Here is a 17,302-nt window from a genome sequence, read left to right as displayed (position 1 = left end):
CTCAGACCCGGTGCGCCACCGCCCGCCCCGGCTCCACAGCAAAAGCCGCCAAGGTCTGCACACCAGAGTCCGGCTGTGTAGCGTCGTCCACCGTGCGCAAGCTCACGGTCAAGCCCTTGGGTGTGAATTCGGCCACCCCGTAGCCGCGCCGTTCGCGATCGGCAAACACAAAGTGCGGGTTCTCTGCCAAGGTGTCTGGCAAGCCGTCGTTGCCGCCGCCGCGTGAGGTAATGCTGGTGCCGCAAAGCTCCACCCCCACGGCCTTGCTCTGGGCACGGGCGTAGTCGGCCTTCACATGGCCCACCCAGTTGGAGTGCACATCACCGCCCAGAAACACCGGGTTGCGGACCCGGTGCTGCTGCAACGCGTCGGTCACGCGCGTGCGGGCGGCGGCGTAGCCGTCCCAGCCGTCGTTGGACACACTGAGCCCCTCGCCGGGCTTGAAGTCCCGCTGGCCAAACACCGTTTGCTGGCCCAGCACGGTCCACTGCCCACCCCCAGCGGCCAAGGACTGCTCCAGCCAGCGCTCTTGTGCCGCGCCCAACAGCGTGCGCCGTGGGTCGGCCAGCCCGGCGCAACTGGCGGGGTTGACCGTGCTGGAACCCGGGCCGCCGCCCTTGGTGCAGGCGTGCGGATCGCGGTACTGGCGGTCGTCCAATAAATGCAAGGTTGCCAAGTTGCCAAATGGCACGCGGTCGTAGAGTCGCAGTTCGCGGCTCGGCCCCCACACTCCGTTGAGTGCCCGGCCCAATACGGCGGCGCGCAGTGGCATGTGTTCGTAATAGGCCTGGTAGGCGGCGGCACGGCGGGCGGCGAAGTCAATGCCCTCGGGCCCACGGCTGCCCTGGGTGCTGCTGGCGTAGTCGTTTTGCACCTCGTGGTCGTCCCAGGTCAGCAACCAAGGGCAAGCGGCGTGCATGCCCTGCAGGTGGGGGTCGCTTTTGTAGAGGGCGTAGCGGGCGCGGTAGTCGTCCAGCGTGAGGGTGGCCGCAGCGGGCACGGTGCGCACGGCCTTGCTGCTGCCACCGTATTCGTAGATGTAGTCGCCCAGAAACATCAGGGCATCCAGCTGCTCGCCCTGCATGTGGCGGTAGGCGCTGTAGTAGCCATGTTCCCAGTGCTGGCAGGAGGCATAGCCCAAGCGCAGCCGTTGGGCTGCCGCGCCCGGTGCCGGGAAGGTGCGCGTGCGCCCCACCGTGCTGACTGCAGCCCCGAGCATGAAGCGGTAGTGGTACCAGTGGTCGGGCTCCAGGCCCTGCACCTCCACGTGCACGGAGTGCGCCAGCGCGGGCAAGGCCTGCGCCTGGCCGGACTGCACCGGGCGCTGGAACTGTGCGTCGTGCGCCACCTCCCAACGCACCGTGACAGGACCGAGCGCTGGGACTTGCTCCGTCACCAGCCGCGTCCACAGCACCACCGCGTCGTGGGTGGGCGAGCCGCTGGCCACCCCCAAGGAGAAAGGGTTGTCCTGCAGCTTGGGCTGGCTCCAGGCACTGCGCGGCAGCCACAGGCTGCTCGCGCTAGCGGCAGCCCCGACCAGGAGTTGCCGCCGGTCCATCAGAACCGACCCGTGGGGGCAATTTTCCGCTGGGCCGCCCCGAGGGAAATTTGCCCCCTTGGGGGGCAGCGCAGTACACGCAGTGACAAGCGTGGGGGCATCAACCAGCCGCCGCAATCTGGCGCAGCGCCTGTTCAAACACCTCGGGCGGCTGGCCACCGGAGATCAGGTGGCGATCGTTGATGACCACCGCAGGCACGGAATGGATGCCTTGGTCCAGGTAAAACTGCTCCTGCTCGCGCACTTCCGCCGCGTAGTCATCGGTGGCCAGCACGCGCTGGGCCTCGTCCACATCGAGGTCCGCCGCCTGCACGGCGCGCAACAGCACCTCGTGGTTGCTGGGGTCTTCGCCGTGGGTGAAGTAAGCGGCAAACAAGGCTTTCTTCAGCGCCAATTGCTGACCCGACGTTTCGGCCCAGTGCAACAGGCGGTGTGCATCAAAGGTGTTGTAGATACGGCCGCGCTTGTCCATGTTGAAGGTGAAGCCCAGGGCCTCGCCGCGCTGGCGGATGTTTTCGCGCGCGGCAGCGGCCTGCTCGGGGGTGGATCCATACTTCTTGTGCAGGTGTTCGGTGATGTCCTCCCCCTCCGGGACCATCTTGGGGTTCAGCTCAAACGGCTGGAAACGGATATCGGCCTGCACTTCACCTTCCAGGCGCTCCAAGGCGGTTTGCAGGCTCTGCAGGCCAATGGCGCACCACGGGCAAGACACATCGGACACAAAGTCGATTTTTAGAGGGGCGTACATCAAAATTCCTTCAGGGTGCAATCAAAAAATCGCGGCCGCGCCATTATGCTTAGGGTTATCCATTACCGTGGGTTCCGGGGACATGTCCCGGTCCCCTGAGAGTCTCCCTCGTTTTCATGCCCGCAATCCGTTTTTTGGTGGCCGACAGCAGCCCCGCAATCCAAACCTTTTTGCGCCAGCTCATTGAAGGATACGGCTTCGAGCCGTCCTGCATCAAGACCACCGGCACGCCACACGCCGCGCTGGAAGTGGCCGCGGAGCACCAGCCCCACCTGTTGCTGACGGACTGTTACTCCAAAGACACCGTCAACGGCTTCTCCTTGCACCAATCACTGCAAAAGCTCAATCCGCAATGCCAACTCGGGCTGATGAGTTCCCACATGAGCCCCACAATGTCCGAACAGGCGCAGCGTGCCGGGGCCCTGTTTCAGTTGGCCAAGCCTTTTACCGCTGGGGACATCAAGGCTGCAATGGCCAAAGCTCTTGCGCAGATGGCGCCAATGCACCCCCAGGTAGCCCGCAAACTGCAGCCTGCCCCGGCCCGGCCTGCGCTGCCGCCCCTGCCCAAGTTCCAGGCGGGCGAAGCGGTGCTGTACCAGGGACGGTACGAAACCGTAAAAGACGTGATTTTTCGCCAGGGTGAGCTGGTGGTGCACCTGCAGGGCACGCCGGGCATGGTGCCCGCCACCAAAATCACCAAACTCTAAGTGGCCTAGCCCTGGCGCGCGCGCCAAGCCATGTAGTCGGCCCACAGGGGGCGCCAGACCAAGGCCATCAGAATCAAGGCCAGCGGTACCGTGGTGCTGTAGCCCACCCATTTGAATCCCATGGCGCCCACCAGCGCACCGCCAAAAAAACAGGCCACCATGCGCAACTGAAGCCGCAACCGCTCGCGGTTGGCGCGCACTGGCGTGTCGGTATGGCCATTTATGTACACGAGCTTGCCCAATTCGATCCCCAGGTCGGTGACCAGCCCGGTCAGGTGGGTGGTGCGGATTTCGGCCTTGGAAATCTTGGTCACCACCGCATTTTGCAAACCCATCAGGTAACACAGCAGCACGATGGTGAGCGGTTCAAAGAACCAAAATTTGGCCTCGGCCGCAGAACCAAACACCCCAAAACACAGCAAGAGAATGGCCTCCAGCAGCAAGGGGCGGCCAAAGGCGCTGCGCAGTTTGCGCTGCAGACTCCAGTTCACCATCCACGCTGTGGTCATGGCGCCAGCCAAAAAAGCCCCCAGCGAACACACACCGATCAGCACCACAGACCATTGCCCCAGCACCAAATAGTCGGCTACCGAGGACACCACACCTGTCATGTGCGAGGTATAGGTTCCCACCGCCAGAAAGCCCCCTGCGTTGGTGGCCCCCGCCACAAAGGCCAAGGCAGAGCCCAAGCCGATGTTGGCCTGGGTTGAGCGTTCCAGATCGGTCCAGGTCACACGCGGGGCCGCTTAAAGGGCTTGGCCCAAACGGGCAATGCCCTCTTGGATCTTGGCCACATCGGCTGTTGCAAAGCTCAGGCGCAAGGTGCTGGGGTCTGGGTCGTGCGCGTAAAACGGTGCGCCCGGCACAAATGCCACCAGCTTCTCGATCGCACGCTGGGCGAATTGGCTGGCGTTTTGCTCTTTGCCCTGCGCGCCCGTCAAACGCGCCCAGAAGAACATGCCGCCTTGGGGTTGGTCAAAGGCAATGGCATCACCCAGCTCACGCTGCAGGCATTCGGCCATCACCCGGGCACGCTCTGCGTAAGTGGCGCGCACGGCTTTCAGGGCCGTGGGCAGGCGGTTCAGCGTGAGGTAGTGGGCGGCGGTGGCCTGGGTCAAGTTGCTGGTGTGGGCGTCGCTGAACTGCTTGCACATGGTGGCGCGGCTCAACAATGCGGGCTGTGCAATCAACCAGCCCACCCGCAAACCAGGGCTCAGCACCTTGCTAAACGAGCCACAGTGCGCCAGCCAGTCGCGGCTGCCGGGCACGCTGTCACTCAGCGCCAAGAGGCTAGGCGGTGGCTCCTGGCCAAAAAACAGCTCGCCGTACGGGTCATCCTCCACCACCAGGGTCTGGGTGCGCACCGCAATCTCCAGAATGCGCTTGCGCCGCTCCAGGCTCAGCATCGCTCCGCTGGGGTTGCCAAAGGTGGGAATCAGGTACACCAGCTTGGGTTTGTGCTCTTCAATCAGGGCTTCGAGCTTGTCCACGTCCACGCCGTTGGCATCAATCGGCGCGCCGATGACCTGCGCGCCGTACAGGCGAAAGCACTGGATGGTGGCCAGAAAGGTGGGAGCTTCCATGATGACTTTGTCGCCGGGCGAGATCATGGTCTTGCCAATCAGATCCAGCGCCTGCTGGCTGCCGGTGGTGACGATCAGTCCGTCAGGCGCCACGGTGGCGCCCTTGCTGGCCATGTGCGTGCTGATGCCCTCGCGCAGCGGCTGCCAGCCCTCGGTAGCGCCGTATTGCAACACCGGGCCGGGATGGTTTTTCAGCACGGCATCAGTGGACTCGCGGATGCCTTCGACATCAAAAAGGGCAGGATCGGGAAAACCGCCGGCAAAACTGATGATGCCGGGCTTGCCCAGCAGCTTGAACAGCTCACGAATGGCGGAGGTTTCAACATTGTTCAGACGATCTGCAAATTGCATGGCGCTCTCTTTCGGCTTACAAGGGCAAAAAATAATTCCGGGCGTCCGGCCAATTGGTCAGCCAGCCTGTGGGATTGGGGTAAATTGTCACCGATTGGGTCACCCGCTTTTTTGGAGAGTCCATGGTCAACCTCGAATCTTTCTTCGCAAGCATCAAATTGCCATCGATGTCGGAGGTCGCCCACGCGCTGATCCAGACCCTGAATGACGACGACGCTTCGGTCGGCCAGGTGCGAGACCTGATTGCCAAAGACCCTGCACTTTCCGCCAAGCTGCTGCGCCTGGCCAACAGCGCCCAATTTGGCCTTCCGCGTGGTGTGGGCACACTGGACGATGCCATCACCATGGTGGGCATGGCCAAGGTCCGCACACTGGCGCTGGGCGCCTGCCTGAGCGAATCCTTCCCCAACCTGCCAGATTTGGACCGCAAAGAATTCTGGCGCTCCAGCATGGCTTGTGCGGGTTATGCCCAGTGGCTGGCGAACCGACTGGGGATTGACGGCCAACTGGCCTGGCTGACCGGCATGATGCTGCGTTTGGGCGAGCTGCTGATTGCCCAGGCCGACCCCGCCACCCTGCGAGAGATTGAAAAGCTTCCCCACATGCCCGGTGTGCGCTGGCAACGCGAGAAGCGCCTGATCGGGTTTACAGAGGGGCAAATTACCGCCGAACTGGCCCGCCGCTGGAACTTTCCCATGCAAATGGTGCTGGCCCTCCAGCGCTCGGCCGACCCCATCACCGAGCAAGCATTTTCGCGCCTGGGGGCGGTGGTGCACTTGGCCGGCTTGTTGGCTGAAACCGAAGACGCTGGCCCGGACACTGTGGACGGGCTGCCCGCTGATGTGATTGCCGCGCTGATGCTGGACGCCGACTGGTTGCGCACCAAGTTCCCGGATACCAACACCTTCCTGGATGTGACCGCCTAGTGACCCCTGCCCATATCGAAACCTTTTTTTCCACCCTGCGGGCGGCCAATCCGCATCCGCAAACCGAGCTGGAATACAGCTCGGTGTTCGAGTTGCTGGCAGCGGTGTTGTTGTCGGCCCAAGCCACCGATGTGGGGGTCAACAAGGCCACCCGGCGCCTGTTTGTGGTGGCCAACACGCCCCAGAAAATCCTGGCCCTAGGCTTGGAAGGGCTGGAGCAGCACATCAAAACCATCGGCCTGTACCGCAGCAAGGCCAAACACCTGCTGCAAACCTGCCAGATGCTGGTAAATCTGCACGCCGGCCAGGTGCCCCGCACGCGCGAGTCACTGGAGGCCCTGCCGGGCGTAGGCCGCAAGACCGCCAATGTGGTGCTCAACGTGGCTTTTGGCGAGCCCACCATGGCGGTGGACACCCATCTCTTTCGTCTGGGCAACCGCACCGGCTTGGCACCGGGGAAGACGCCGCTGGAAGTGGAGCAGAAGTTGCTCAAACGGATCCCTGCGCAGTACCTGGTCGATGCCCACCACTGGCTCATCTTGCATGGCCGTTACGTCTGCCAAGCACGCAAACCCTTGTGCTGGCAATGTAGCGTGTCCCACACTTGCGGCTATACACTCAAGACACCCGCCCCCACCCGGTAAGCCTTGCCCCATGCCTGATATCAGTGCCTTTATCCAAACGGTCAAGCTGCCGGTCATGCCCGAGGTGGCACATGCGCTGATCCGCACCCTCAACGACGAAGACGCTGATGTGGTGACAGTACGCGATGTGATCGCCAAAGACCCCGCCCTGACCGCCACCCTGCTGCGCATGGCCAACAGCGCCATGTTTGGCTTGTCTCGCTCCGTCACCACGCTGGACAACGCGGTCAGTGTGGTGGGCATGTCGCAAATTCGTGCCCGCGCGCTGGGCATTTGCATGGCGCAAGTGTTTACCCTGCCGTCCGGCGTCAACCGGCTGGAGTTCTGGCGCTACAGCATGGTCTGTGCGGGTTACGCCAAGTTTCTGGCGGGCGAGGTGCATATCGATGAGCAACAGGCGTGGCTAACGGCCATGATGCTGCGCCTGGGAGAACTGATGATTGCCCAGCACCAACCGCAGGTTCTGGAGGCTATCGAAAAGCAGCCCAGCGCACCGGGCGAGCGCTGGCAACGGGAGCGGAACTTGCTGGGCTTTGACGAGGGTCAGATCACCGCCGAGGTGGCCAAACGCTGGGACTTTCCGGATGAAGTGGTTCAAGCCTTGGGGCACGGCGCAGACGCCTTGGCAGCGGCGCAAGTCTCCAAACTGTGCGCCGTGGTTCATTTGGCTGGTTGGCTGGCAGACCAAGCCAGCAGCCACGCCACCGTGCGCCAAGCGGTGTTGCAACTACCGGCAGCACTGCAACACTACCTCCAGCTCTCGGTGGAGGGTGTACACAGCCGCGTGCCAGACCCCGAAACATTCAGCGATGTCTCCAGTTTGCTGGCCTGACGCAATCTTGGGTGCCAGCCCCATTGGGTCGGCTTTGGCATGAGCGCCCGGCCTTGGCTTCTCCACCTGTTGGCCAACTGGCTGGTGGTGGGTGGCGCCTTGGCTACCGAACCCAGCCCTCTGCCAGCAGCACACGCCCCACTGCGACTGTGTTTTGAGAGCGCCACCATCCAACCCTGGCGCACGGCAGACGGCAAGGGGCTCAACTTTGAGCTCCTGCAGCAGGTGAGCCAACGGGTAGGCCAAACCTTTACCTACCAAGCCCTTCCCTGGAAGCGCTGTCTGGCGAGCCTGCAAGCCAACGAAGTCGACGGCGCTTTTGCAGCAAGTTTCAGCCCTGATCGGCTCGACATTGGCGCCTACCCGGGCGGCAAGGTGGCTGACCCAGCCAAACGCATGCACACCGACCGCTATGTGCTGATCAAACGCAAAGGCGCGGCAGTGCAATGGGATGGCAAACAAATCAGTCACCTCGACGGCCCTGTGGGCGTGCAACTGGGCTATTCGATTGGCGCGCAACTACGGAATTGGGGCGTGGCGGTGGACGAAGGCAACCAGGGTGCACTGGCCTTGGCGCGACGCCTCATGGCGGGTCGGGTAGCAGCTGTGGCCATGGGGGGCAGCGACGCCACGATGTTGTTCGCCCAGCCTGAATTTGCCAACCAGTTGGAGGAACTGCCCCTGCCCCTGACAGAAAAGCCTTATTACCTGATGCTCTCACACCATGTGCTGGCCGGGCAGCCCGACCAAGCACAGCGTATCTGGCGGGCTGTGGAGGCGGTGCGTAACAGTGCGGCTTATCGCAAACTGGAGCGCCAGGCCATGGAGCAAATGCCCGACTGAGTTGGGCCTTTCAGGATCAAGGCAACACACGCAACCACTGGCCAAACGCCGGAGCCTGACTGGGCCACTGGTCGGCCCGCTCAATGCGGCGCACGCCCTGAGCCAGCAGGCTCACGGCACGCGCCACCCCGGCATGGGTAATCCACACCTGCACCTGACCCGCCGTGCGGGCGGGCTGGCAGGCATCCCACACCTCTGCCACTCGGGCCATGAATTCGGCCACCGACTCCTGCCCGCCAAAGCGGTGCGCCCAGAAGTTGTCCGTCCAGGCATCCATCGCGTCCTTGTCAATGTCGGCCCAGGCCACACCCTCGTACATGCCAAAGTGCATTTCCACCAGCCGGGGCTCGGGTTTAAAGGTCAAATCAGGCCGCAGCCCCCGTAGATGCTGCGCGAACAGCTCACATCTTTGTAGCACCGAGACAAACACTTGAGCACCCTGCGGCAGCTCGTGTGCCAACGCCTGGGCGGCCCGCGCCGTGGCCTCGGGCTCGGCCGGCACATCCAGCGCCCCGTAACAAATGCCGGGTGCCACCCGCGGCTGCGCATGGCGTACCACCCAGAATGTCACGCCAGCCTGCCACGGGACACCGCGCCCCAGGCCAGCGACAGACCGAAGTAAAACGCCAGCTCGCAGACCTGCTGCGTCGCGCCCAGGCAGTCGCCGGTGAAGCCCTGCAGGCGGCGTGCAAACCAGCGCAGCATGCCCAGCCAGGCCAAACCACTGCCCAGCACACCGGCAGCCAGCCACAGGGCCAGCGCGGGAGCTGGGAGCGACGGCACTATCAAAACCATAGCTGCTTGCGCAATCATCACAAGGGCTAGAGCACCAAAAGACCATAAACCTGCGACCCACAGGCTAGCCAGACTGATCTGGTCCGCCAGCGGCTTGGACTTGGAGCCGGCCACATCGCCCACATGCGGCAGCAGGCGGATGGTGAGCAGCGGCCAAAAGCGTGACACCACATGGCCCGCGAACAGCGCCACACACAGCACCGCGCCGTGCACCGAGCCCAGCAGCGCCAACAGACTCACCTTGGCCAGCAGCGCCAGCACCACGGCAATGGCGCCAAAGGCGCCCACGCGCGAGTCTTTCATGATCTCCAGCGCCCGCTCACGGCTCAGCGTGCCGCCCAGGCCATCGGCCACATCGGCCAGGCCATCTTCGTGGAAGGCACCCGTCATCAACACGCTAAGCACTGTGCCCAGCACGGCAGCCACCAGGGGTGCGAACGGGCTGGCTGGCAGCAGCGCCAGCAACAACCAGGTCGCCAATGCCACCGCGCCCCCCACCAGCCAGCCCACACCGGGCAGGTGCGCCGCACTGGCGCGCAGCATGGCCGGGCTAAAGCCCACCCAGTCCGCCAGCCGGCCGGTCACTGGTATGCGGGTGAAGAACTGCAGCGACAGCAGGTAGTGGCGAAGGAACTGCGACACGGGGTTCTGGCTCAGTGCGTGGTCACAGCCTCAGCCGACTTTTCGGACACCCCAGCCGAGGCAAAGCTCGCCATGTCACGCAGGATGGTGCAGGCCGACTGCAGCAGCGGCCAGGCCAGCGCCGCGCCCGAGCCCTCGCCCAGGCGCAGGCCCAGGTCCAGCAGTGCCTGCACACCCAGGTGCTGCAGCATGAACTCGTGACCGCGCTCGCCCGAGCGGTGCGCAAACACGCAGCGCTGCAGCACCAACGGCTGCAGTGCATGCGCCACCACTACCGCGCTGGTGGCAATAAAGCCGTCCACCACGATCACCCGGCGCTCCTGCGCGGCCTGCAGTACCGCGCCCACCATGGTCGCAATTTCAAAACCGCCGAGGGCAGCCAGCGCGTCCAATGGCGAAGTGGCGTCAGCGTGACGGGCCAGCACTTCGCGCAACACCTCGGTCTTGCGTTGCACCGCCGGTGCATCCAGGCCTGTTCCCGCGCCGGTGCACACCGCAATGTCCAGCCCGGCCAGACGCGAGAGCAGCAACGACGCGGCCGAAGTATTGCCAATGCCCATTTCGCCCAGCAACAGCGCGTTGCCCGGCAAGCCCTTCACCAGGTCCATGCCGTGTTGCAGCGCTTCATCGCGCTGCGCGGGGGTCATGGCAGCTTGGGCCGACGAATCCGCCGTTCCCAGCTCCGCCCCTTGCGCCTTGCGCACCTGCAAACCGGCGCGCTGCGTGCCGGCAGGCAAGCCCGCCAGAAAGTCGCGCTTGACACCGCAGTCCACCACCGTCAACGCAATACCGTTCTGCTTGGCCAGCACGCTGACCGCCGCCCCGCCGGCCAGAAAGTTTTCCACCATCTGCCAGGTCACGTCACTCGGAAACGCCGAAATGCCGCGCGCGGTGAGCCCATGGTCCCCCGCAAACACCACCATCTGCGGCTGGTCCAGCACCGGCGCAGTGCTGCCCAGAATCTGGCCAATCTTCAGCGCTACGTCTTCCAAACGGCCCAGTGAGCCCAGGGGCTTGGTCTTGTTGTTGAGGGTGTGCTGCAGCGCATCGGTAAGCGCGACGTCGTTGATGTCGGCAAGGGTTGGCAAAGAGAAAGTCATGGTGTGTCCTTGGTCAGAAAAAGTTAGCGCAACAAACCTTGCAGCACGCCGGGTGCAAAGTTCTCGGAAATGAAATCGGCCAGCCCGTCAAACACCGTCTCCAGCGTAGGCACGGTGCCGTTCAGCTGGGCACCAAACAGTGCCTGCAGCACGGCCGCATCCTCAAACAGACCGTGCAAGTACAGGCCCAGCACATTGCCCTGCGGGTTGGTCCAGCCCAGGTCGTCCGGCAGCACGGCGATAGGCGCATTGCCAGCCGCCGCCATAGCCGCATGCGGCGCGGTCTGGCCGTGGTGAATCTCGTAACCTGTCACAGATACACCAGCCAAAGCGGCCCAAGGAGAAGCTTCAGGACGAAGCGCGGGCACACCCGGATCCACGCCGATGGGGGGGAGGCCGGGGGCCGATTTCTGCGCGTTTGGCAGTATGAGGCCCCCGGCCTGCCCCCCGTCGGCGTGCGAGCGAAATGAAGGAAGAAATGCAGTCGAGGTATGCCGAACCGTCTTGTCCTCCGCAAACACCGTCACCACCGGCAACAAGCCCAGCCCCGGCGCATTGCCATCAATGCCATGGGGATCAATCAAGGCCTCACCCAGCATTTGCAAGCCGCCGCAAATGCCCAGCACCGCCCCACCCTGCTCCGCATGCTTGGCAATCGCCGCATCCAGCCCCTGCGAACGCAACCAAGCCAAGTCGCCACTGGTGTGCTTGGAGCCGGGCAAGATGATCCAGTCAGTCGACTTGAGCCCCGCCAGCTCGGAAGGCGAACGCACCCACTGCAGCTTGAGGCCAGGAATATTTTTGAGCGGCTGAAACTCGTCCAGATTGCTGATGCGGGGATAGGCCACCACCGCCACCGTCAGGTTAACCGCGCCCTTGGCCACACTGCGGTCGTCAAACACACCGTCTTCCTCGGGCAAGCCATGCTGCCACCACATCGGCAAGGTGGCCACTGTGGGAATGCTGGTCAGGTCCTGCAGCATCTGGGGTGCGGGCGCCAATAGCGCCGCATCGCCCCGGAACTTGTTGAGTACAAAACCCTTGATCAAGCGCCGCTCGTCCTCGGGCAGCAAGGCCCAGGTGCCGTACAGGTGCGCAAACGCGCCCCCCCGGTCAATGTCTGTCACCAGCAGGCAGGCCGCATCGCAGTGCTTGGCAACCCGCATGTTCACAATGTCGCTAGCCGAAAGGTTGATCTCGGCAGGCGACCCCGCCCCCTCGATCACCACCACATCGTTTTCTGCGCGCAAATCGTCCAAGGCCTGTGCAATCTGTGGCCACACCTTGAGACTGCGGCCGCGCCAGGGCATGGCGCTCAGCTCCGCACTCACCTGCCCCATCAGCACCACCTGGCTGTGCGTGTCGCGCTCAGGTTTGAGCAGCAGTGGGTTCATGCGCACATCGGGCACCACGTTCGCGGCCAGGGCCTGGAAGTACTGCGCAGAGCCGATTTCGCCCTGCCCATTCTCAGAGGCAACCACGCGCGCGTTGTTGCTCATGTTCTGCGCCTTGAAGGGCGCGACTTTCAGCCCCTGGCGCGCGTAGTAGCGGCACAGCGCCGTGGTGAGCCAGCTTTTACCGGCACCGCTGGTGGTGCCCAGCACCATGATGCAATGGGCACTCACGGCAATCCCTTCACCCATGCCAGCACCTGGGCAGCACCCACATCTGGTGTGCCCATGTGGTCGGCCTCCACCACCAGGTATTGGCTGGCGGGATGTTGGGGCGCCTTGTCATACGCATACGCGGGCCCTGCGGCATAGAGCGGGTCGGCGGTGCCTATCACCCATAGAAATGGAACTGCCTTTTTGAATCGCGAGGCGCTCAAAGGCATATGGCCCAAGCCCTCGGGGTCAAAGTAGCTCTGGACCACATCGGCACGCATACGCACAGGGCGGGCTTTTCCCTGGTTGAAGTCTTCCATTTCCAGAAAATCACCGCCCTTGCCGTCCTGCACCCATTGCCGCGCCTGGTCAACAGCGGTCTTGCCAATGCCCCGACTGTAGGTATAGGCCGGCGAGTGCCCGGGTGCCAAAGCGACAACACCATCGGCATCGCCCTCCGTGGCCATGTAGGCCAGCGCGGCGTTGGCGCCAAAGCTGTGGCCCGCCAGCAGGACACGGCTGTAGCCCTTCTCCCGCAACGCTTTGATCTGCGCAGCGATTTCAGCAATGGCTACCGGATAGGGTTGGTCGTAATTGCGCCGGCGTGACCAGGGCATCTCCAGGCTCTTGGTGTCACACGCTGCATCCAGCGTGCGAGCAAAGGCCGACAGGTTGTTCGGATGTCCCCACTTTCCATGCATCAACACCATGGCGCATGGCTTGGCCTGCGCCCAGGCGGCAGGCGCCACCCCAAGCAATGCCAACGCCCAACACCAGCGAGCCACCCACCGACCCAAGCCAAAAGCAACTCGCATGGTCAATCTCCGTATAAAAGTTGTTGCATCAGCGCATCCTGCGCGGCAGGCGGCAACACACCCAGCCGCACCCAACCCGGCAGGCCAAACGAGGTGGCATCGCGCAGCTTGATGCCATGCACGCGTAGTGCAACGCACAGGCTAACCGTATCCCATGCTGCGGGCGGACGTGCGCAGAAAAACGGCGTATCGCTGGGTTGCACGGTCCAACCTGCGGCGTGCAGCAGGTCGGTCTGGCGTTGCTTCCAGCCGACCAGCGTCCGCAGGCTATCCTCCAGCCAGCGTTGCGTGTCGGCATGTGTCCACGCCATCAGCAAGGCAGCGCCATGGGCACCCAGCACCCACGAAGGCGCCAGGGCTTCCAGCTGCTGCACCGCCGCCTCTGCGCCCAAGGGCGCAATGGCAAAGGCCGCCCGCACGCCCGTCAGGCCCAGGGACTTGTTGGGCGAAAACAGCTGCCAGAGTTGCTGGCGCTGCACATCGTCCACAGTGGGCAGGCCCGAGAGGCGCAGGGGCGCATAAGCGCTGTCGAGCACCACCGTGCCATCGGCACGATTCAGGACATCACCCAACGCCTGGCTGTGCGCCTGCCCCAGCGGGCTGGAAGGTTCGCAGGCCCAGACCAGGTCGGCCTGTGCGCTCGCTTCGGCCACCCCCAGGCCCCAGGCTTGCGCTGCGTGCGCGTAGTCACCATAGGCGTGGGTGGGCAGACCCACCGTGCGCGCACCCTGCTGCCGCGCCCAGGCCGTGATGCGAAAAATGAACTCGCTGGCGCTACCCGCCAACACGATGCGCCAGGGCGCCACCGCATAAAAGTCGGCCAACACTGCGCGCAACGCGGTGTAGCTGGCATCGGGGTAACGGGTGGCGTCGGCCGCTTGCACAGCAGCCAGCGCCTGCGGGCATGGCCCGCAAGCGTTGCTGTTGGTGGAAAAGTCGTACAGCGGTGCGCCCTGTGCATCGGGTCCGCCGTGGGTGCGGGTGTGTAGCATCACATCAGGCTCCCGACGCTATGAAAAACAGAGCTACTGGCGCAATAACCACAAGGGCCACGACCACTTTTGACGCATAAACCTGCGCATCCAGCGTATCTTGTTTGGTGGCTTCGCGGCCTGGGGCGTTAAGCGCATACACGCCAGGTTTACACAGCCTCACGTCCAACACCAACGCCATGGCTGCCATGGGCCAGCCGCTGTTGGGCGATGGCGTTTGGCGCGCTTCTGAGCGCAAATAGCCACGCACAGCCCAGCCGCGCTGGCCAGCAACAGCCAACAGCAACACCGCAGTCAAGCGCGCCGGCAACCAGCTCAGCACATCATCGGCGCAGGCCACCCACTTACCAGCCCAAGCCCAATTGCAGCCTTTGTAGATGCCGGGATAGCCCCACATGGCATCGGCCGTGTTGGCGAAGCGGTACAACACGGCACCCGGAAGACCCAAGAGCAGAAACCAAAACACCGGGGCGACCACCGAGTCGTTGAGGTTCTCTGCGAGGGTTTCAATCGCACTCTCGCGCACCTGCACTTCGCTCAGGTCGGCCACGCCACGGCTCACTAACCAAGCCAGGCGCGCACGCCCCGCGTCCAGCCCCTGTGCCAAGGCCGCCTCCACGGCGTGCACTTCACTTTTCAGCATGGCCCAGGCCAGCATGGGTTTGAGCAATAAGCCCATGACTACGCCAGCCGCCCACCAGGGCAGCACCAGTAGGCCGCACGCAGCGCAACAAAGACGCTATCAAAACCATAGAGCTGCTCCCGCACACCATATGAGGGCGCCAAGCACAAAAAGCATTCAAATCCCGCACTTCGGGGTGCTGGGTGTGTGTGGCGCTGTACCCGGGCGCCCTGGGCGCCCAGGTAGCTCCCCATCCACACAACGGGATGCAGGCGCGAGGCGGTTCGCCCCACCAGCGATCGACCAGCAGCGCCATTGGCAAGGCCACCGCAATGGCGAGCGCGGGCAGGCAACGTCATGCCGCTTCCTGACCCACGGGGGGCAATCGGGCAAGAATGCCACTGCGTAGCCGCTCCGGACGCGTGTTGCGGGCCAGGTTTCCATCGGAGCTTTGGTGGTGGAGTTGCGCACAGGCAATGACCTGGGTTGCTGTCTCCGCATCTCCCGCCAGATCGCCAAAGTAGTAGGTGAACTTGCCCTGCGCCTGGAGGGTGACGGTACAGGCCCGGCCGCAGCCACTCATGCAGGCCAGTCCTCGCAGTTGCAGTCCCTGATGCTCGCCGGTATCCAGCTCAAGGCGCAGCAGTGCGTCTTGCACGGCCTCGAACAGCGCTTGGCCTTCGGCTGGCAATTCTGCGCGAGGCACCGGGCGGACGGCAGGTAGTGCAGACAATGATTTCGGTAGGGGTCATGGATCGGTATTCAGTCTATCGATGAGGCAGACGCCCGCTGGTAGTCAGCGCCCCATTGCGCGGCCCAGGCGGCGCAGCGGCCCAGATTCCTGGTGGGGTCGTCAAAGTCCACGATGACGAGGTGCTGCGGTAGTTGTGGCTTGCGGGGGTGCTCCATCGAGCGGCCATCGGTCAGCAGCCACAGCCAGCGCTCCATCGGGCCGCTCATGCGCAGCGTGCGCTGCAGCAGCCGGTCCGCTTGCCCCAGTGCTTCAGCCAGCGGCGTGCCGCCGCCCCCGCCGACCGGGCGCAGACGCTGGCTGCCCGACAGGCGCGCACGGCCCGGCGGCAACAGCAGCTCCACGCCCTGCCCGCCAAAGCGCAACAGCGCCACATCGTCGCCCTGACGCGCGGCCTGCTCGATCATGAACGTCGCATGCCCCTTGGCCAGGGCCAGACGTCCGCGCTGGCGCATGGAGCCGGAAGTGTCCAACACGATGCAATGCAACCGGCCCGCGCGCACGGCAATGGGCTGGTAGCGCAGGTGTGTACGCTGCAGCGGTTCGGGCCCCTTGGCCACCAACGTGGGCAGCCAGGCAATGGCAGCACTGTGCTGGCGCGCACCGGGCGCCGCAGATGCAGAGAGATTCGGGGGTGGAGGCCACCGCCAGCTGCCAGGCCCGTTGCGCGGGTGGCGGCTGGGGTGGCCTAGGCTTTTTTTGGTGGCCATCCTGCGATGGGCTGGACTTTGGTGGTGCCCTCGGGCTGCGCAGGCATGGCACCCCAGTCGCCTTGTCGGGCAGATTGGGGTTGTTCGCTTTGTGGTGGGAGCTTCGGTGTTGTTGGTGCAGAGGATGTCTGCAGGGGCGATTGGGCCGCACCGCCTTCCGTCCGCCGATGTGCTAGCGCCAAATCGGCCACCGCGTCCACATCGCCCGTTGTCACTTCCCCACGCCCTTGCAAGGCGGCCAACGCGCGAGCCGCGCGTAGCATCACTAGGTCGGCCCGCATGCCGTCAACACCGGCGTTGATCGCACAGGCGGCAGCGTGGTGCAGCACCTCATCCGGCCAGGTCAGACGCGGCAACGCAGCGCGCGCGACCACTAAGGCGACGCTGAGTGCGCGCTGTTCTTCCGCATGCTGCTCCGCCAGCGGGCGGGGTTTTCATCAAAGCCCAGTCGCGCGCGCGATGGCCGGCCTGCTGTGCATCCGTCGGGTTGGCCAGCGCGACGGACAGCCCAAAGCGGTCCAGCAGCTGCGGGCGCAGTTCGCCCTCCTCCGGGTTCATGGTGCCCACCAGCACAAATCGCGCGGCGTGCTGCTGTGAAATGCCGTCGCGCTCTACCGTATTGACGCCACTGGCGGCCACGTCCAGGAGCGCGTCCACCAGCGCGTCGGGCAGCAGGTTCACCTCGTCCACATATAACACTCCCTCATGCGCGCGCGCCACCAAACCGGGCGCCAGGCGCACCTGGCCGTCGCGCAGCACGTCTTCCACATTCAGCGTGCCCACCAGCTGCTCCAGGCTGGCAGCGAGTGGCAGCGTCACAAACGGGGCGCCAGGCAGCAGCGCGGCCAACGCGCGTGCTGCGGTGGATTTGGCCGTGCCACGGGGCCCGCTGATGAGGACGCCGCCAATGCCAGGGTCGATGGCGGCGAGCTGCAACGCCAACTGCAGCTGCGGTTGGCCGACCAACGCGGTGAAAGGAAAGGCCGGGGTCTTGGTGGAGGTGTTCATGCCAGAGGTCCTTCTCCAAATTCTTCTAAACGGCGCTCCAGCGCCAGCAAATGGTCTTCGATGCGTTCGCG

The 17,302-nt window shown here is 64.3% G+C and carries 18 protein-coding genes and 1 pseudogene; 5 read left to right on the top strand and 14 right to left on the bottom strand.

From position 1 onward, the window contains the following. Window position 1: 1 nt before the first annotated feature. On the bottom strand, window positions 2–1,558 hold the full coding sequence (locus tag U5O12_RS01645; protein ID WP_322576946.1) for an alkaline phosphatase D family protein: 1,557 nt from the start codon (window positions 1,556–1,558) through the stop codon (window positions 2–4). 100 nt (window positions 1,559–1,658) lie between these two features. Next, a complete protein-coding gene (locus U5O12_RS01640) occupies window positions 1,659–2,306 on the bottom strand; it encodes a DsbA family oxidoreductase (RefSeq protein WP_322576945.1) in 648 nt (215 codons plus the stop codon). 116 nt (window positions 2,307–2,422) lie between these two features. On the opposite strand from U5O12_RS01640, the gene U5O12_RS01635 reads away from it, so the two are divergent. Continuing rightward, window positions 2,423–3,013, top strand: a complete 591-nt coding sequence (locus U5O12_RS01635; RefSeq protein ID WP_322576944.1) for a response regulator — start codon at window positions 2,423–2,425, stop codon at window positions 3,011–3,013. Between the two features lie 5 nt (window positions 3,014–3,018). On the opposite strand, the gene U5O12_RS01630 is transcribed toward U5O12_RS01635, so the two are convergent. Further along, window positions 3,019–3,747 (bottom strand): YoaK family protein, encoded by a 729-nt coding sequence (locus U5O12_RS01630; RefSeq protein WP_322576943.1) that lies wholly within the window; start codon window positions 3,745–3,747, stop codon window positions 3,019–3,021. 12 nt (window positions 3,748–3,759) lie between these two features. Next, window positions 3,760–4,947, bottom strand: a complete 1,188-nt coding sequence (locus tag U5O12_RS01625; protein ID WP_322576942.1) for a PLP-dependent aminotransferase family protein — start codon at window positions 4,945–4,947, stop codon at window positions 3,760–3,762. A 122-nt stretch (window positions 4,948–5,069) separates the two neighbouring features. On the opposite strand from U5O12_RS01625, the gene U5O12_RS01620 reads away from it, so the two are divergent. Genes U5O12_RS01620 through U5O12_RS01605 form a run of 4 tightly spaced genes read left to right on the top strand, consistent with a single transcriptional unit; the run spans window position 5,070 to window position 8,192 of the window. Continuing rightward, window positions 5,070–5,873 carry an HDOD domain-containing protein gene (locus U5O12_RS01620; protein ID WP_322576941.1) on the top strand — a complete coding sequence of 268 codons (804 nt, stop codon included), beginning with the start codon at window positions 5,070–5,072 and terminating at the stop codon, window positions 5,871–5,873. Then, window positions 5,873–6,517: an endonuclease III gene (nth, locus tag U5O12_RS01615; protein WP_322576940.1), complete on the top strand. Its 645-nt coding sequence runs from the start codon at window positions 5,873–5,875 to the stop codon at window positions 6,515–6,517. Before U5O12_RS01620 ends, nth begins: the two co-directional genes overlap by 1 nt. Before the next feature lie 10 nt (window positions 6,518–6,527). Further along, window positions 6,528–7,349: an HDOD domain-containing protein gene (locus U5O12_RS01610; protein ID WP_322576939.1), complete on the top strand. Its 822-nt coding sequence runs from the start codon at window positions 6,528–6,530 to the stop codon at window positions 7,347–7,349. 39 nt (window positions 7,350–7,388) lie between these two features. Beyond that, a complete protein-coding gene (locus tag U5O12_RS01605) occupies window positions 7,389–8,192 on the top strand; it encodes a transporter substrate-binding domain-containing protein (protein WP_322576938.1) in 804 nt (267 codons plus the stop codon). Window positions 8,193–8,208: 16 nt separating this feature from the next. On the opposite strand, the gene U5O12_RS01600 is transcribed toward U5O12_RS01605, so the two are convergent. The 10 genes and pseudogenes from U5O12_RS01600 to U5O12_RS01555 form a co-directional block, all read right to left on the bottom strand. Continuing rightward, complete coding sequence (locus U5O12_RS01600; RefSeq protein ID WP_322576937.1) at window positions 8,209–8,763, bottom strand: histidine phosphatase family protein; 555 nt, start codon at window positions 8,761–8,763, stop codon at window positions 8,209–8,211. Continuing rightward, window positions 8,760–9,629, bottom strand: a complete 870-nt coding sequence (locus U5O12_RS01595) for an adenosylcobinamide-GDP ribazoletransferase (protein ID WP_322576936.1) — start codon at window positions 9,627–9,629, stop codon at window positions 8,760–8,762. Before U5O12_RS01595 ends, U5O12_RS01600 begins: the two co-directional genes overlap by 4 nt. An 11-nt stretch (window positions 9,630–9,640) precedes the next feature. Beyond that, the gene (gene cobT / locus U5O12_RS01590; RefSeq protein WP_322576935.1) at window positions 9,641–10,729 is read right to left on the bottom strand and encodes a nicotinate-nucleotide--dimethylbenzimidazole phosphoribosyltransferase; all 1,089 of its coding nucleotides are present in this window, start codon (window positions 10,727–10,729) and stop codon (window positions 9,641–9,643) included. A 23-nt stretch (window positions 10,730–10,752) separates the two neighbouring features. Then, complete coding sequence (locus U5O12_RS01585) at window positions 10,753–12,354, bottom strand: cobyric acid synthase (RefSeq protein WP_322576986.1); 1,602 nt, start codon at window positions 12,352–12,354, stop codon at window positions 10,753–10,755. Next, window positions 12,351–13,148 (bottom strand): alpha/beta hydrolase, encoded by a 798-nt coding sequence (locus U5O12_RS01580; protein ID WP_322576934.1) that lies wholly within the window; start codon window positions 13,146–13,148, stop codon window positions 12,351–12,353. Before U5O12_RS01580 ends, U5O12_RS01585 begins: the two co-directional genes overlap by 4 nt. A 2-nt stretch (window positions 13,149–13,150) precedes the next feature. Continuing rightward, entirely contained in the window at window positions 13,151–14,140 is a 990-nt protein-coding gene (locus U5O12_RS01575; protein WP_322576985.1) for an aminotransferase class I/II-fold pyridoxal phosphate-dependent enzyme, read from the bottom strand. Window positions 14,141–14,144: 4 nt separating this feature from the next. Further along, window positions 14,145–14,819, bottom strand: coding sequence for an adenosylcobinamide-phosphate synthase CbiB (cbiB, locus tag U5O12_RS01570; protein WP_322576933.1), 675 nt, complete (start codon window positions 14,817–14,819; stop codon window positions 14,145–14,147). Window positions 14,820–15,117: 298 nt separating this feature from the next. Then, a complete protein-coding gene (locus U5O12_RS01565) occupies window positions 15,118–15,468 on the bottom strand; it encodes a DUF1636 domain-containing protein (protein ID WP_322576932.1) in 351 nt (116 codons plus the stop codon). Between the two features lie 56 nt (window positions 15,469–15,524). Continuing rightward, window positions 15,525–16,223 (bottom strand): vWA domain-containing protein, encoded by a 699-nt coding sequence (locus U5O12_RS01560; protein WP_322576931.1) that lies wholly within the window; start codon window positions 16,221–16,223, stop codon window positions 15,525–15,527. Continuing rightward, window positions 16,202–17,231 (bottom strand): annotated as a pseudogene (locus tag U5O12_RS01555) (ATP-binding protein). Before U5O12_RS01555 ends, U5O12_RS01560 begins: the two are co-directional and overlap by 22 nt. Window positions 17,232–17,302: the final 71 nt, after the last annotated feature.

Source organism: Rhodoferax sp. (genome assembly GCF_034519335.1).
GTDB lineage: Bacteria > Pseudomonadota > Gammaproteobacteria > Burkholderiales > Burkholderiaceae_C > Allorhodoferax.
The sequence above is the reverse complement of the archived record's forward strand: the minus strand, read 5'-3'. Positions and strand labels throughout refer to the sequence as shown.

Excerpts from the sequence above, each read along its gene's own strand:
- U5O12_RS01640 (WP_322576945.1), bottom strand. The coding sequence starts at position 2,306 with ATGTACGCCCCTCTAAAAATCGACTTTGTGTCCGATGTGTCTTGCCCG.
- cobT (WP_322576935.1), bottom strand. The coding sequence starts at position 10,729 with ATGACTTTCTCTTTGCCAACCCTTGCCGACATCAACGACGTCGCGCTT.
- U5O12_RS01635 (WP_322576944.1), top strand. The coding sequence starts at position 2,423 with ATGCCCGCAATCCGTTTTTTGGTGGCCGACAGCAGCCCCGCAATCCAA.
- U5O12_RS01645 (WP_322576946.1), bottom strand. The coding sequence starts at position 1,558 with ATGGACCGGCGGCAACTCCTGGTCGGGGCTGCCGCTAGCGCGAGCAGC.
- U5O12_RS01610 (WP_322576939.1), top strand. The coding sequence starts at position 6,528 with ATGCCTGATATCAGTGCCTTTATCCAAACGGTCAAGCTGCCGGTCATG.
- U5O12_RS01605 (WP_322576938.1), top strand. The coding sequence starts at position 7,389 with ATGAGCGCCCGGCCTTGGCTTCTCCACCTGTTGGCCAACTGGCTGGTG.
- U5O12_RS01580 (WP_322576934.1), bottom strand. The coding sequence starts at position 13,148 with ATGCGAGTTGCTTTTGGCTTGGGTCGGTGGGTGGCTCGCTGGTGTTGG.
- U5O12_RS01625 (WP_322576942.1), bottom strand. The coding sequence starts at position 4,947 with ATGCAATTTGCAGATCGTCTGAACAATGTTGAAACCTCCGCCATTCGT.
- U5O12_RS01620 (WP_322576941.1), top strand. The coding sequence starts at position 5,070 with ATGGTCAACCTCGAATCTTTCTTCGCAAGCATCAAATTGCCATCGATG.
- U5O12_RS01560 (WP_322576931.1), bottom strand. The coding sequence starts at position 16,223 with ATGGCCACCAAAAAAAGCCTAGGCCACCCCAGCCGCCACCCGCGCAAC.
- cbiB (WP_322576933.1), bottom strand. The coding sequence starts at position 14,819 with ATGGGCTTATTGCTCAAACCCATGCTGGCCTGGGCCATGCTGAAAAGT.
- U5O12_RS01575 (WP_322576985.1), bottom strand. The coding sequence starts at position 14,140 with ATGCTACACACCCGCACCCACGGCGGACCCGATGCACAGGGCGCACCG.